Raw genomic sequence first — 13,838 nt, forward strand, 5'->3', positions numbered from 1 at the left:
TAGTGCAGTTGGCCAAAGCAGTCACTGCTACCAAATTCAAGTTTCGGGAGAATCATCATGGGTAAAATCATCGGTATCGACCTGGGGACCACCAACTCCTGCGTCTCCGTGCTGGAAAACGGCACTGCCAAGGTTATCGAGAACGCCGAAGGCGCGCGTACCACGCCTTCGATCATCGCCTACGCCAACGACGGCGAGATCCTGGTTGGCCAGTCGGCCAAGCGCCAGGCGGTCACCAACCCGCACAACACCCTGTTCGCGGTGAAACGCCTGATCGGCCGCCGCTTCGAAGAAGACGTCGTCCAGAAAGACATCAAGCTGGTGCCTTACAAGATCGTCAAGGCCAACAACGGTGATGCCTGGGTCGAGGCTTCCGGCAAGGAAATGGCGCCGCCGCAGATCAGCGCCGAAGTCCTGAAGAAAATGAAGAAAACCGCCGAAGACTACCTCGGCGAGCCTGTCACCGAAGCGGTCATCACCGTGCCGGCCTACTTCAACGACAGCCAGCGCCAGGCGACCAAGGACGCCGGCCGCATCGCTGGCCTGGAAGTGAAGCGCATCATCAACGAACCGACCGCCGCCGCGCTGGCCTACGGCATGGACAAGGGCAAGGGCGACCACACCGTCATCGTCTATGACCTGGGTGGCGGTACCTTCGACGTATCGGTCATCGAGATCGCCGAAGTCGACGGTGAGCACCAGTTCGAAGTACTGGCGACCAACGGCGACACCTTCCTGGGTGGCGAAGACTTCGACATGCGCCTGATCGACTACCTCGTCGACGAGTTCAAGAAAGAGTCCGGCATGGACCTGAAGAACGATCCCCTGGCCCTGCAGCGCCTGAAAGAAGCCGCTGAAAAGGCCAAGATCGAGCTGTCCTCGGCCCAGTCGACCGACGTCAACCTGCCGTACATCACTGCAGACGCAACCGGTCCGAAGCACCTGAACGTGAAGATCTCCCGCGCCAAGCTGGAGTCGCTGGTCGAAGACCTGGTCAGCCGTACCATCGAGCCATGCCGCATCGCCCTGAAGGACGCCGGCATCGATGCCAGCAAGATCGACGACGTGATCCTGGTCGGTGGCCAGACCCGTATGCCGATGGTGCAGAAAGCCGTTGCCGACTTCTTCGGCAAGGAAGCGCGCAAGGACGTCAACCCGGACGAAGCCGTCGCCATGGGTGCTGCCATCCAGGGCGCCGTTCTGGCCGGTGACGTGAAGGACGTGCTGCTGCTGGACGTCAGCCCGCTGACCCTGGGTATCGAAACCATGGGTGGCGTGATGACCGCGCTGATCGAGAAGAACACCACCATCCCGACCAAGAAGTCGCAGGTGTTCTCGACTGCCGACGACAACCAGGGTGCCGTGACCATCCACGTGCTGCAGGGCGAGCGCAAGCAAGCTTCGCAGAACAAGTCGCTGGGCAAGTTCGACCTGGCCGATATTCCGCCGGCTCCACGCGGCGTACCGCAGATCGAAGTGACCTTCGACATCGACGCCAACGGCATCCTGCACGTCGGCGCGAAGGACAAGGCCACCGGCAAGGCTCAGTCGATCGTGATCAAGGCCAACTCCGGCCTGTCCGACGAAGAAATCGAGAAAATGGTGCGTGACGCCGAGGCCAACGCCGAGGAAGACCGCAAGTTCGAAGAGCTGGCCGCCGCCCGTAACCAGGGTGACGCGCTGGTCCACTCGACCCGCAAGATGGTCACTGAGGCGGGTGACAAGGTCACCGCCGAAGAGAAGACTGCCATCGAGGCCGCCGTGGTTGCCCTGGAAGCCGCCCTCAAGGGCGACGACAAGGCTGCCATTGACGCCAAGGTCGAGGAGCTGTCCAAGGTTTCGGCCCCTGTTGCCCAGAAGATGTACGCCGAGCAGCAGGCCGAGCAACCGCAGGGCGGCGCCCAGCAGGCCGAGCCGGAAGCCAAGCACGACGACGTGGTTGACGCCGAGTTCGAAGAAGTAAAAGACAACAACAAGCAGTAAATCCTGCATGTTGTCGCCCAGTTCACCGTCGTTTGCCGGTGAGCTGGTAGGATGTCGCCGCGCGGGGGCTTGCTCCCGCGTTGGCGTGTCTGGAACACGAGAATTATTTACAGCATCTGTCTGGGCGCATTCGCGTATGGCGGCAGGTGCTGACGGCATGGCGCACCGATGCGCAGAGGTATGCCGAACGCCCCCAAGAGTGCAAATGACCTATGGCAAAGCGTGATTTTTATGAAGTCCTGGGTGTCGAGCGTGGCGCCAGTGAAGGTGATCTGAAGAAGGCCTACCGCCGTCTGGCGATGAAGTACCACCCTGACCGTAACCCGGGTGATAAAGAGTCGGAAGACCTCTTCAAGGAAGCCAACGAGGCCTACGAAGTGCTGTCGGATGCCAGCAAGCGTGCGGCGTACGACCAGTACGGCCATGCCGGCGTCGACCCGAGCATGGGTGGTGGCGGTGCCGGCTTCGGTGGTGCCAACTTCTCCGATATCTTCGGCGATGTCTTCAGCGATTTCTTCGGCGGCGGCCGTGGTGGTGGTCGTGGCGGCGCCCAGCGTGGCAGCGACCTGCGCTACACCCTCGAGCTCAATCTCGAAGAGGCGGTGCGCGGTACCACGGTCAACATCCGCGTACCCACGCTGGTCAACTGCAAGCCGTGCGACGGCTCCGGCGCCAAGAAGGGCTCGACCCCGTCGACCTGCCCGACCTGCGGCGGTATCGGCCAGGTGCGCATGCAGCAGGGCTTCTTCGCGGTGCAGCAGACCTGCCCGCGCTGCCATGGCCAGGGCAAGATCATCACCGACCCTTGCGGCTCGTGCCACGGCGAAGGCCGTATCGAGGAATACAAGACCCTGTCGGTCAAGGTGCCGGCCGGTGTCGATACTGGCGATCGCATCCGCCTGTCCGGCGAAGGCGAGGCAGGTGCCCATGGTGGCCCGACCGGTGACCTGTATGTGGTCGTCAATGTGCGCGAGCACCCGATCTTCCAGCGCGACGGCAAGCACCTCTACTGCGAAGTGCCGATCAGCTATACCGATGCCGCCCTGGGTGGCGAGCTGGAAGTGCCGACCCTTGATGGTCGCGTGAAGCTGAAGATCCCCGAAGGCACCCAGACCGGCAAGCAGTTCCGCTTGCGTGGCAAGGGCGTGGCGCCGGTGCGCGGCGGTGCGGCAGGCGACCTGCTGTGCCGTGTGGCGGTGGAAACGCCGGTCAACCTCAGTCGTCGCCAGCGCGAGCTGCTCGAAGAGCTGCGCGATTCGCTGGAGGGCGACAGCTCCCATTCGCCCAAGGCCAGCGGCTGGTTCGAGGGTATGAAGCGCTTCTTCGGCGATCTCTGAGAAGGAACAGGCTATGCGACGTATTGCGGTAATGGGCGCGGCGGGGCGGATGGGCAAGACCCTCGTCGAGGCTGTGCAGCAGCAAGCGCCCCAGACCGGGCTGACCGCGGCGATCGATCGCCCGGACAGCTCGCTGGTCGGGGCCGATGCCGGTGAGCTGGCGGCCCTGGGGCGAATCGGCGTGCCGATCTGCGATGACCTGGCCAAGGTCGCCGACGAATTCGATGTGCTGATCGATTTCACGCATCCTTCGGTGACCCTGAAGAACCTTGCGTTCTGTCGCAAGGCGGGCAAGGCCATGGTTATCGGCACCACCGGTTTCACGCCGGAAGAGAAAGAGCTGCTGGCAGAGGCGGGCAAGGAGATCCCGATCGTCTTCGCCGCGAACTTCAGCGTGGGCGTGAACCTCAGCCTCAAGTTGCTGGACATGGCGGCCCGGGTGCTGGGCGACGATGTGGATATCGAGATCATCGAGGCCCATCACCGGCACAAGGTCGACGCACCGTCGGGGACTGCGCTGCGCATGGGTGAAGTGGTTGCCAATGCGTTGGGGCGCGACCTGCAGGAAGTGGCGGTTTATGGTCGTGAAGGCCAGACCGGCGCCCGTGATCGCAAGACCATCGGTTTCGCCACCGTGCGTGCCGGTGATGTGGTCGGTGACCACACCGTGCTGTTCGCCGCCGAAGGCGAGCGCCTGGAAATCACCCACAAAGCCTCCAGTCGCATGACGTTCGCCAAGGGCGCCGTACGCGCTGCGTTGTGGCTGGAAGGGCGTGAGCCTGGCCTGTACGACATGCAGGACGTGCTCGAGCTGCGTTGATGCCGCGGGGCTGCCTGGCGGCCCCTTGTCGCATTCGTGTGTTTTAGAGACACATCTACGGTAGACCTAAAACGCACTTTTCTGTAAGCTACAGCTTTAGTGTGTCCACTAAAAGCGCGCAGCGAATTGAATTCAGCACATAAAAGCGGGGTGACGTGTCCATACGTCACTCCGCTTTTTTGCAACCTGCGATCGCCCTTTCATGCTTGATTTACGGGAGGTCTTCTTGACAAAGCCAGCCATACTCGCCCTTGCCGACGGCAGTATTTTTCGCGGTGAAGCCATTGGTGCCGACGGTCAGACCGTTGGTGAGGTGGTATTCAACACCGCTATGACCGGCTACCAGGAAATCCTTACAGACCCTTCCTACTCGCAGCAAATCGTCACTCTGACCTACCCGCACATCGGCAATACCGGCACCACTCCGGAAGACGCCGAATCCAACCGCGTCTGGTCCGCCGGCCTGGTCATCCGCGACCTGCCGCTGCTGGCCAGCAACTGGCGCAACACCCAGTCGCTGCCTGAGTACCTCAAGGCCAACAATGTCGTCGCCATCGCCGGCATCGACACCCGTCGCCTGACCCGTATCCTGCGTGAAAAGGGCGCCCAGAACGGTTGCATTCTCGCCGGTGACAACATCACCGAAGAGCAGGCCATCGCCGCTGCCCGTGCCTTCCCGGGCCTGAAGGGCATGGACCTGGCCAAGGTCGTCTCCACCAAGGAGCGCTACGAGTGGCGTTCCAGCGTGTGGGAGCTGAAGACCGACAGCCACCCGACCATCGACGCTGCCGACCTGCCGTACCACGTGGTTGCCTTCGACTACGGCGTCAAGCTGAACATCCTGCGCATGCTGGTCGCGCGTGGTTGCCGCGTGACCGTGGTGCCTGCCCAGACCCCGGCCAGCGAAGTGCTCGCGCTCAACCCCGATGGCGTGTTCCTGTCCAATGGCCCTGGTGATCCGGAGCCATGCGACTACGCCATCCAGGCGATCAAGGAAATCCTCGAGACCGAGATCCCGGTATTCGGCATCTGCCTCGGCCACCAGCTGCTGGCCCTGGCCTCCGGCGCCAAGACCGTGAAGATGGGCCATGGCCACCACGGTGCCAACCACCCGGTCCAGGACCTGGACACCGGCGTGGTCATGATCACCAGCCAGAACCACGGCTTTGCCGTTGACGAAGCCACCTTGCCGGCTAACGTACGCGCCATCCACAAGTCGCTGTTCGACGGCACCCTGCAGGGTATCGAGCGCACCGACAAGAGCGCGTTCAGCTTCCAGGGCCACCCTGAAGCGAGCCCGGGCCCGACCGACGTCGCGCCACTGTTCGATCGTTTCACCGATGCCATGGCCAAGCGCCGCTGAGCATCCTGCTTCAAGGCCCCGGGCCGGCTTGTGCCGCGTCCGGAAGCGCCTGACCCAGATTGTTCAAAGCGGCTTGCCGACTGACCCCGGATTTGAGTGACCACCATGCCAAAACGTACAGACATCAAAAGCATCCTGATTCTCGGCGCCGGCCCGATCGTGATCGGCCAGGCCTGTGAGTTCGACTACTCCGGCGCCCAGGCCTGCAAGGCCCTGCGCGAGGAAGGTTTCCGCGTCATCCTGGTGAACTCCAACCCAGCCACCATCATGACCGACCCGGCCATGGCCGACGCCACCTACATCGAGCCGATCAAATGGCAATCGGTGGCCAAGATCATCGAGAAGGAGCGCCCGGACGCCGTCCTGCCGACCATGGGCGGCCAGACCGCGCTGAACTGCGCCCTGGACCTGGAGCGCCACGGCGTTCTGGAAAAATTCGGCGTGGAGATGATCGGTGCCAACGCCGATACCATCGACAAGGCCGAAGACCGCTCGCGCTTCGACAAGGCCATGAAGGACATCGGCCTTGAGTGCCCGCGCTCGGGTATCGCCCACAGCATGGAAGAGGCCAATGCGGTCCTCGAGAAGCTCGGCTTCCCATGCATCATCCGCCCGTCCTTCACCATGGGCGGCACCGGTGGCGGCATTGCCTACAACCGTGAAGAGTTCGAAGAAATCTGCACCCGTGGTCTGGACCTGTCGCCAACCAAGGAACTGCTGATCGACGAATCGCTGATCGGCTGGAAGGAATACGAGATGGAGGTGGTCCGCGACAAGAAGGACAACTGCATCATCGTCTGCTCGATCGAGAACTTCGACCCGATGGGCGTGCACACCGGTGACTCGATCACCGTGGCGCCGGCACAGACCCTGACCGACAAGGAATACCAGATCATGCGCAACGCCTCGCTGGCGGTGCTGCGTGAAATCGGTGTCGAAACCGGCGGTTCCAACGTGCAATTCGGTATCTGCCCGGACACCGGCCGCATGGTCGTGATCGAGATGAACCCGCGTGTTTCGCGTTCGTCCGCCCTGGCGTCCAAGGCCACCGGCTTCCCGATCGCCAAGATCGCCGCCAAGCTGGCCATCGGCTACACCCTCGACGAATTGCAGAACGACATCACCGGCGGCCGTACCCCGGCCTCCTTCGAGCCGTCGATCGACTACGTCGTCACCAAGCTGCCACGCTTCGCCTTCGAGAAATTCCCCAAGGCCGACGCCCGCCTGACCACCCAGATGAAATCCGTCGGTGAAGTCATGGCCATCGGCCGTACCTTCCAGGAATCCCTGCAGAAAGCCCTGCGTGGCCTGGAAGTCGGCGCCTGCGGCCTCGACCCGAAAGTCGACCTGGCCAGCCCGGAAGCCGCCAGCATCCTCAAGCGCGAACTGACCGTGCCGGGTGCCGAGCGTATCTGGTACGTGGCCGACGCCATGCGTTCGGGCATGACCATCGAGGAAATCTTCCAGCTGACCGGCATCGACCTGTGGTTCCTGGTGCAGATGGAAGACCTGATCAAGGAAGAAGAGAAGGTCAAGACCCTGGCCCTGTCGGCGATCGACAAGGACTACATGCTGCGCCTCAAGCGCAAGGGCTTCTCGGACCAGCGCCTGGCCAAGCTGCTCGGCATCACCGACAAGAACCTGCGCCGTCACCGCCACAAGCTGGAAGTATTCCCGGTGTACAAGCGCGTCGACACCTGCGCCGCCGAGTTCGCCACCGACACCGCCTACCTGTACTCGACCTACGAGGAAGAGTGCGAGGCCAACCCGTCGACCCGCGACAAGATCATGATCCTGGGTGGCGGCCCGAACCGTATCGGCCAAGGCATCGAGTTCGACTACTGCTGCGTGCACGCAGCGCTGGCACTGCGTGAAGACGGTTACGAGACCATCATGGTCAACTGCAACCCGGAAACCGTCTCCACTGACTACGACACCTCCGATCGCCTGTACTTCGAGCCGCTGACCCTGGAAGACGTGCTGGAAGTCTGCCGCGTCGAGAAGCCGAAGGGCGTCATCGTCCACTACGGCGGCCAGACTCCGCTGAAGCTGGCCCGTGCCCTGGAAGAAGCCGGCGTGCCGATTATCGGCACCAGCCCGGACGCCATCGACCGCGCCGAAGACCGCGAGCGTTTCCAGCAGATGGTTCAGCGCCTGAACCTGCTGCAGCCGCCAAACGCCACCGTGCGCAGCGAAGACGAAGCCATCAAGGCGGCTGGCACTATCGGCTACCCGCTGGTGGTGCGCCCGTCCTACGTACTGGGCGGCCGTGCGATGGAGATCGTCTACGAGCTGGACGAACTCAAGCGCTACCTGCGTGAAGCGGTGCAAGTGTCCAACGACAGCCCGGTGCTGCTCGACCACTTCCTCAACTGCGCCATCGAGATGGACGTGGATGCGGTCTGCGACGGCACCGACGTGGTGATCGGCGCGATCATGCAGCACATCGAGCAGGCCGGCGTTCACTCCGGTGACTCGGCGTGCTCGCTGCCACCTTACTCGCTGAGCAAGGAAGTGCAGGACGAGGTCCGTGTACAGGTCAAGAAGATGGCCCTGGAACTGGGTGTTGTCGGCCTGATGAACGTGCAGCTGGCCCTGCAGGGCGACAAGATCTACGTGATCGAAGTCAACCCGCGTGCCTCGCGTACCGTACCGTTCGTGTCCAAGTGCATCGGCACCTCGCTGGCGATGATCGCCGCACGCGTCATGGCTGGTAAAACCCTGAAAGAACTGGGCTTCACCCAGGAAATCATCCCGAACTTCTACAGCGTCAAGGAAGCCGTCTTCCCGTTCGCCAAGTTCCCGGGGGTTGACCCGATCCTCGGCCCTGAGATGAAATCCACCGGTGAAGTCATGGGTGTCGGCGACAGCTTCGGTGAAGCCTTCGCCAAGGCCCAGATGGGTGCCAGCGAAGTGCTGCCGACCGGCGGTACCGCGTTCATCAGCGTGCGCGACGACGACAAGCCACAAGTGGCTGGCGTTGCCCGCGACCTGATCGCCCTGGGCTTCGAAGTGGTTGCAACTGCAGGCACCGCCAAGGTTATCGAAGCGGCCGGCCTGAAAGTGCGCCGTGTGAACAAGGTGACCGAAGGCCGCCCGCACGTGGTCGACATGATCAAGAACGACGAAGTGTCGCTGATCATCAACACCACCGAAGGCCGCCAGTCGATCGCCGACTCCTACTCGATTCGTCGCAATGCGCTGCAGCACAAGATTTACTGCACCACCACCATTGCGGCCGGTGAAGCCATCTGCGAGGCGCTGAAATTCGGTCCGGAAAAGACCGTTCGTCGCCTGCAGGATCTGCATGCAGGACTCAAAGCATGAGCATTACCAAGTACCCGATGACCGTCCAGGGCGCTCGCGCCCTGGAAGAAGAGCATCTGTTCCTGAGCAAGACCGAACGCCCGCGCCTGAGCCAGGCGATCGGTGAGGCCCGCGAGCTGGGCGACCTCAAGGAAAACGCCGAATACCATGCCGCCCGTGAGGAGCAGGGTATGGTCGAGGCGCGTATTCGCGATATCGAAGGCCGTCTGCAGAACTCGGTGGTGATCGACGTGACCACCATTGCCCACACCGGCAAGGTCATCTTCGGCACCACTGTCGATCTGGAGAACACTGAAACCGGCGATCAGGTGACCTACCAGATCGTTGGCGAAGATGAAGCCGACGTGAAGAAAGGCAAGCTTTCCAGCGGTGCACCTATCGCCCGTGCCATCATTGGCAAGGAAGAAGGTGACACGGTGGTCGTGAAGACGCCGAACGGTACGGTCGAGTACGAGATTGTCGAAGTCAAGCACATCTGACCGGCGCCTGCGGGCGCCATCCCTCGAGGGGATCCTCTGGCAGCTGGCCCAGGTTTTCTGGGTTGGCGGCCTGTGGGTGTTCCACGTGGGGCTGGTGCCAGCGCTGAAAGTCAGTGGCCTGGCGCCGTTGCTGGTGCACGACATTGCTGCACAGATCGACCGCTGGTTGATCGGCGTGGCAATGCTCGGGCTGTTGACCCAGCTGGCGGTATTGGCGAGGGTGGATGGCCTGGCGGCCTGGTGGCGGCAATTTCGCGGCCAGATGCTGTTGCTCGGCTTTGCTGCCTGCGTCAGCTACTACACGCTGCGCTACGGGATCTCCGTGGGCGAACGCTGGCAGATGTTCTGCTTCCTGGTGCTGGGCTTCTCAGGCATCGTTCTGGTGGCCCAGCCGGTCCCGGTCAGGGCGCGCCGCTGACCGGGATCGTGGGAGCGGGCTTGCCCCGCGATGCGGTGTATGGCACCGGCTTCGCCGGTGTTCGCGGGGCAAGCCCGCTCCCACGTCCCGCGGATTCGATCACTTGTAACGGTGGATATTCGACAGCTGCTTGTTCGGCTGTGGGTTCTTGCGGTAGATCAGCGCCTTCTTGCCGATGGTCTGCACCAGCTCGGCGCGGCCGACCTTGCACAGTTCGGCAATCGCGGCGGCGCGCTCTTCACGGTCTTCCGAGCGGATTTCGACCTTGATCAGCTCGTGATCGGCCAGGGCGCGCTCCAGTTCGGCGGCGACGCCTTCGTTGACACCGTTGCCAGCAACGATCAGGACCGGCTTCAGGTCATGACCAATGGACTTGTATTGCTTCTTCTGCTCGTTATTGAGCGGCATAATCTGACCCTTTTCGTCTGATTCTGTAAAATTGACGGGCATTTTACCCGAGGGCCCCCGGCTCCGCCCAGTCAAACACGACGCATATCATCGAGGTGCCCCGTGGTACAACGTTCCAAAAGCAGCGCAAACTGGCTGCGAGAGCATTTCAACGATCCTTTTGTGAAACAGGCGCAGAAGGATGGCTACCGCTCGCGTGCGAGCTACAAACTGCTGGAGATCCAGGAGAAAGACCGCCTGATCCGTCCTGGCATGAGCGTGATCGACCTCGGCGCAGCGCCAGGTGGCTGGTCGCAGGTGACCAGTCGTCTGATTGGTGGCCAAGGACGGTTGATCGCCTCGGACATCCTGGAAATGGACTCGATCCCGGACGTTACCTTCATCCAGGGCGACTTTACCCAGGACGAAGTGCTGCAGCAGATCCTGCAGGCGGTCGGTGATTCGCACGTAGACCTTGTGATTTCCGATATGGCCCCCAATATGAGTGGTACGCCCGCGGTGGACATGCCGCGCGCCATGTTCCTCTGCGAACTGGCCCTGGATCTGGCGACCCGCGTGCTCAAGCCCGGCGGGGATTTCCTGATCAAGATCTTCCAGGGCGAGGGTTTCGACATGTACCTGAAGGACGTGCGCAGCAAGTTCGACAAGGTGCAGATGCGCAAGCCGTCGTCCTCGCGGGATCGCTCCCGCGAACAGTACCTGTTGGGCAAGGGTTTCAAGGGAGCGTGAAAGGCGTGCTGCGGGGTTGCCGATAGTTATTTCCAATCGGCGGCTCCGTCTGGATCGTCCGAACTTCGTGTAGTCTAGCTTTCACAAAGGGTTACAGACGGTGCCTGCGGATGCGTGGGTAATGTAGTAAGTTAGGGCGATGAATATCATGCGAGGCACGGCTGCGTCGTGCGCCGGCCTCAGAGGGTAGCGAATTGAACGACATGGCAAAGAATCTGATCCTCTGGTTGATCATCGCCGCCGTCCTGGTGACGGTGATGAACAACTTCTCGAGCCCTAACGAGCCGCAGACCCTCAACTATTCCGACTTCATCCAGCAGGTCAAGGATGGCAAGGTCGAGCGCGTGACCGTCGACGGCTACATCATTACCGGCAAGCGCACCGACGGCGACAACTTCAAGACCGTCCGCCCGGCCATCACCGATAACGGCCTGATCGGCGACCTGGTGGATAACCACGTCACCGTCGAAGGCAAGCAGCCTGAGCAGCAGAGCATCTGGACGCAACTGCTGGTGGCGAGCTTCCCGATCCTGGTGATCATCGCCGTGTTCATGTTCTTCATGCGCCAGATGCAGGGCGGTGCCGGTGGTAAAGGCGGCCCGATGAGCTTCGGCAAGAGCAAGGCGCGCCTGCTGTCCGAAGACCAGGTCAAGACTACCCTGGCTGACGTTGCCGGTTGTGACGAGGCCAAGGAAGAGGTTGGCGAGCTGGTCGAGTTCCTGCGCGATCCGGGCAAGTTCCAGCGCCTGGGCGGCCGCATCCCTCGCGGCGTGCTGATGGTCGGCCCGCCCGGTACCGGTAAGACCCTGCTGGCCAAGGCCATCGCCGGCGAAGCCAAGGTGCCGTTCTTCACCATTTCCGGTTCCGACTTCGTCGAGATGTTCGTCGGCGTGGGTGCCAGCCGCGTGCGCGACATGTTCGAGCAGGCCAAGAAACACGCACCTTGCATCATCTTCATCGACGAGATCGACGCCGTCGGTCGCCACCGTGGCGCCGGCATGGGCGGCGGTCACGACGAGCGTGAGCAGACCCTGAACCAGTTGCTGGTCGAGATGGACGGCTTCGAGATGAACGATGGCATCATCGTCATCGCCGCCACCAACCGTCCCGACGTGCTCGATCCGGCGCTGCTGCGCCCGGGCCGCTTCGACCGCCAGGTGGTGGTCGGCCTGCCGGATATCCGTGGTCGCGAGCAGATCCTCAAAGTGCACATGCGCAAGGTGCCAATCGGCGAGAACGTCAACGCGGCGGTCATCGCCCGCGGTACTCCGGGCTTCTCCGGTGCCGACCTGGCCAACCTGGTCAACGAGGCGTCGCTGTTCGCTGCCCGTTCCAGCAAGCGCGTGGTCGAGATGAAGGAGTTCGAGCTGGCCAAGGACAAGATCATGATGGGCGCCGAGCGCAAGACCATGGTCATGTCCGAGAAAGAGAAGCAGAACACCGCTTACCACGAAGCTGGCCACGCCATCGTCGGCCGTGTCGTGCCCGAGCATGATCCGGTGTACAAGGTGTCGATCATTCCACGCGGTCGTGCCCTGGGTGTGACCATGTTCCTGCCGGAAGAAGACCGTTACAGCCTGTCCAAGCGTGCGCTGATCAGCCAGATCTGCTCGCTTTACGGTGGTCGTATCGCTGAAGAAATGACCCTGGGCTTCGACGGTGTGACCACTGGTGCCTCCAACGACATCATGCGTGCGAGCCAGATTGCCCGGAACATGGTCACCAAGTGGGGCCTGTCCGAAAAACTCGGGCCGTTGATGTACGCCGAAGAAGAGGGCGAGGTGTTCCTCGGTCGCAGCGCGGGTAGCCAACATGCCAGCGTTTCCGGTGAGACGGCGAAGATGATCGACTCCGAAGTGCGCAGCATCATCGACCAGTGCTATGCCACGGCCAAGCAGATCCTCACCGACAATCGCGACAAGCTCGACGCCATGGCCGAGGCCTTGATGAAGTACGAAACCATCGATGCCGACCAGATCGACGACATCATGGCTGGTCGCACTCCGCGTGAGCCACGCGACTGGGACAACGATGCCGGGACCTCTGGCAAGCAGGCTTCCCAGGATGATCGTCCGGAGTCGCCGATCGGCGGTCCAGCGGCTCAACACTAAGGGTTTCTATGACCTCACAGCTGTACCCCACCCGGTTGCCTTGCGGCAACCGGGTTCTTGATTTGTCCCGTACCCATGTCATGGGTATCCTCAATGTCACTCCAGATTCGTTCTCCGATGGTGGGCGCTTCAGCCAGCGCGATGCGGCCCTGCGCCATGCCGAGGAGATGGTGGCGGCCGGAGCGACCCTGATCGACGTGGGGGGCGAGTCCACCCGTCCCGGTGCCCGCGCCGTATCGCCTACCGAGGAGCTGGAGCGCGTGGCGCCGATTGTCGAGGCGATCAGCAGCCGGCTCGACGTAGTCATCTCGGTCGATACCTCGACACCTGCGGTCATGCGCGAATCCGCGCGCCTCGGCGCTGGCTTGATCAACGACGTGCGCGCCCTTGAACGCGACGGTGCGCTAGATGCGGCGGCGGATACCGGTTTGCCGGTGTGTCTCATGCACATGCGCGGCGAGCCGGGCAACATGCAGGACAATCCGCAATATGAAGATGTGACAGCCGATGTTACGCGCTATCTTGAACAGCGTATGGCTGCCTGCGCGGCGGCTGGCATCGGGGCTGAGCGCATCATCCTCGACCCGGGATTCGGCTTCGCCAAGACCCTCGAGCACAACCTCAGTCTTTTCAAACACATGGAAGCGCTCTATCGCCTCGGCAGGCCGCTCCTGGTAGGCGTCTCGCGCAAGAGCATGATCGGCCTCGCGCTAGGCCGCCCCGTCGGTGAGCGCCTGTACGGTAGCCTGGCGCTGGCGGCATTGGCCATGACCAAGGGGGCGAGCATCCTGCGGGTGCATGACGTGGCGGAAACCGTCGACGTGGTGCGCATGATCGCAGCCGTGCAGAGCGCCGAATAAGAA

At 62.4% G+C, this 13,838-nt stretch carries 11 protein-coding genes; 10 read left to right on the forward strand and 1 reads right to left on the reverse strand.

The window, feature by feature from the left end; all coding sequences use genetic code 11:
* Nucleotides 1-57 precede the first annotated feature (57 nt).
* The 7 genes from dnaK to ABZO33_RS22360 all read left to right on the forward strand — a co-directional run bounded on the left by dnaK (nucleotide 58) and on the right by ABZO33_RS22360 (nucleotide 9,727).
* Entirely contained in the window at nucleotides 58-1,983 is a 1,926-nt protein-coding gene (gene dnaK, locus ABZO33_RS22330) for a molecular chaperone DnaK (RefSeq protein WP_414537815.1), read from the forward strand.
* A 212-nt stretch (nucleotides 1,984-2,195) separates the two neighbouring features.
* Nucleotides 2,196-3,320, forward strand: coding sequence for a molecular chaperone DnaJ (gene dnaJ, locus ABZO33_RS22335; protein WP_414537816.1), 1,125 nt, complete (start codon nucleotides 2,196-2,198; stop codon nucleotides 3,318-3,320).
* Nucleotides 3,321-3,333: 13 nt separating this feature from the next.
* Nucleotides 3,334-4,140 (forward strand): 4-hydroxy-tetrahydrodipicolinate reductase, encoded by an 807-nt coding sequence (dapB, locus tag ABZO33_RS22340; RefSeq protein ID WP_038706867.1) that lies wholly within the window; start codon nucleotides 3,334-3,336, stop codon nucleotides 4,138-4,140.
* A gap of 226 nt (nucleotides 4,141-4,366) precedes the next feature.
* On the forward strand, nucleotides 4,367-5,503 hold the full coding sequence (gene carA, locus ABZO33_RS22345; protein WP_023629348.1) for a glutamine-hydrolyzing carbamoyl-phosphate synthase small subunit: 1,137 nt from the start codon (nucleotides 4,367-4,369) through the stop codon (nucleotides 5,501-5,503).
* A gap of 105 nt (nucleotides 5,504-5,608) precedes the next feature.
* Entirely contained in the window at nucleotides 5,609-8,830 is a 3,222-nt protein-coding gene (gene carB, locus ABZO33_RS22350; RefSeq protein ID WP_367857856.1) for a carbamoyl-phosphate synthase large subunit, read from the forward strand.
* A complete protein-coding gene (gene greA / locus ABZO33_RS22355) occupies nucleotides 8,827-9,309 on the forward strand; it encodes a transcription elongation factor GreA (RefSeq protein ID WP_082120346.1) in 483 nt (160 codons plus the stop codon). The genes carB and greA overlap by 4 nt, the downstream gene beginning before the upstream one ends.
* Nucleotides 9,287-9,727: an MFS transporter gene (locus tag ABZO33_RS22360; protein WP_414537817.1), complete on the forward strand. Its 441-nt coding sequence runs from the start codon at nucleotides 9,287-9,289 to the stop codon at nucleotides 9,725-9,727. Before greA ends, ABZO33_RS22360 begins: the two co-directional genes overlap by 23 nt.
* A gap of 99 nt (nucleotides 9,728-9,826) precedes the next feature.
* Here the strand turns inward: ABZO33_RS22360 and ABZO33_RS22365 are convergent, their stop codons facing one another.
* The gene (locus ABZO33_RS22365) at nucleotides 9,827-10,135 is read right to left on the reverse strand and encodes a YhbY family RNA-binding protein (protein ID WP_102683191.1); all 309 of its coding nucleotides are present in this window, start codon (nucleotides 10,133-10,135) and stop codon (nucleotides 9,827-9,829) included.
* Nucleotides 10,136-10,237: 102 nt separating this feature from the next.
* Here ABZO33_RS22365 and rlmE point away from each other — a divergent pair, with 102 nt between their 5' ends.
* The 3 genes from rlmE (at nucleotide 10,238) to folP (ending at nucleotide 13,835) form a co-directional block, all read left to right on the forward strand.
* Nucleotides 10,238-10,864: a 23S rRNA (uridine(2552)-2'-O)-methyltransferase RlmE gene (rlmE, locus tag ABZO33_RS22370; protein ID WP_011532133.1), complete on the forward strand. Its 627-nt coding sequence runs from the start codon at nucleotides 10,238-10,240 to the stop codon at nucleotides 10,862-10,864.
* 203 nt (nucleotides 10,865-11,067) lie between these two features.
* Entirely contained in the window at nucleotides 11,068-12,975 is a 1,908-nt protein-coding gene (gene ftsH / locus ABZO33_RS22375) for an ATP-dependent zinc metalloprotease FtsH (protein WP_038706866.1), read from the forward strand.
* A gap of 8 nt (nucleotides 12,976-12,983) precedes the next feature.
* Nucleotides 12,984-13,835, forward strand: a complete 852-nt coding sequence (gene folP / locus ABZO33_RS22380) for a dihydropteroate synthase (RefSeq protein WP_414537818.1) — start codon at nucleotides 12,984-12,986, stop codon at nucleotides 13,833-13,835.
* Nucleotides 13,836-13,838: the final 3 nt, after the last annotated feature.

Source organism: Pseudomonas sp. CAM1A, assembly GCF_047501685.1.
GTDB lineage: Bacteria > Pseudomonadota > Gammaproteobacteria > Pseudomonadales > Pseudomonadaceae > Aquipseudomonas.

Excerpts from the sequence above, each read along its gene's own strand:
- dnaK (WP_414537815.1), top strand. The coding sequence starts at position 58 with ATGGGTAAAATCATCGGTATCGACCTGGGGACCACCAACTCCTGCGTC.
- dnaJ (WP_414537816.1), top strand. The coding sequence starts at position 2,196 with ATGGCAAAGCGTGATTTTTATGAAGTCCTGGGTGTCGAGCGTGGCGCC.
- dapB (WP_038706867.1), top strand. The coding sequence starts at position 3,334 with ATGCGACGTATTGCGGTAATGGGCGCGGCGGGGCGGATGGGCAAGACC.
- carB (WP_367857856.1), top strand. The coding sequence starts at position 5,609 with ATGCCAAAACGTACAGACATCAAAAGCATCCTGATTCTCGGCGCCGGC.
- greA (WP_082120346.1), top strand. The coding sequence starts at position 8,827 with ATGAGCATTACCAAGTACCCGATGACCGTCCAGGGCGCTCGCGCCCTG.
- ABZO33_RS22365 (WP_102683191.1), bottom strand. The coding sequence starts at position 10,135 with ATGCCGCTCAATAACGAGCAGAAGAAGCAATACAAGTCCATTGGTCAT.
- ftsH (WP_038706866.1), top strand. The coding sequence starts at position 11,068 with ATGGCAAAGAATCTGATCCTCTGGTTGATCATCGCCGCCGTCCTGGTG.
- folP (WP_414537818.1), top strand. The coding sequence starts at position 12,984 with ATGACCTCACAGCTGTACCCCACCCGGTTGCCTTGCGGCAACCGGGTT.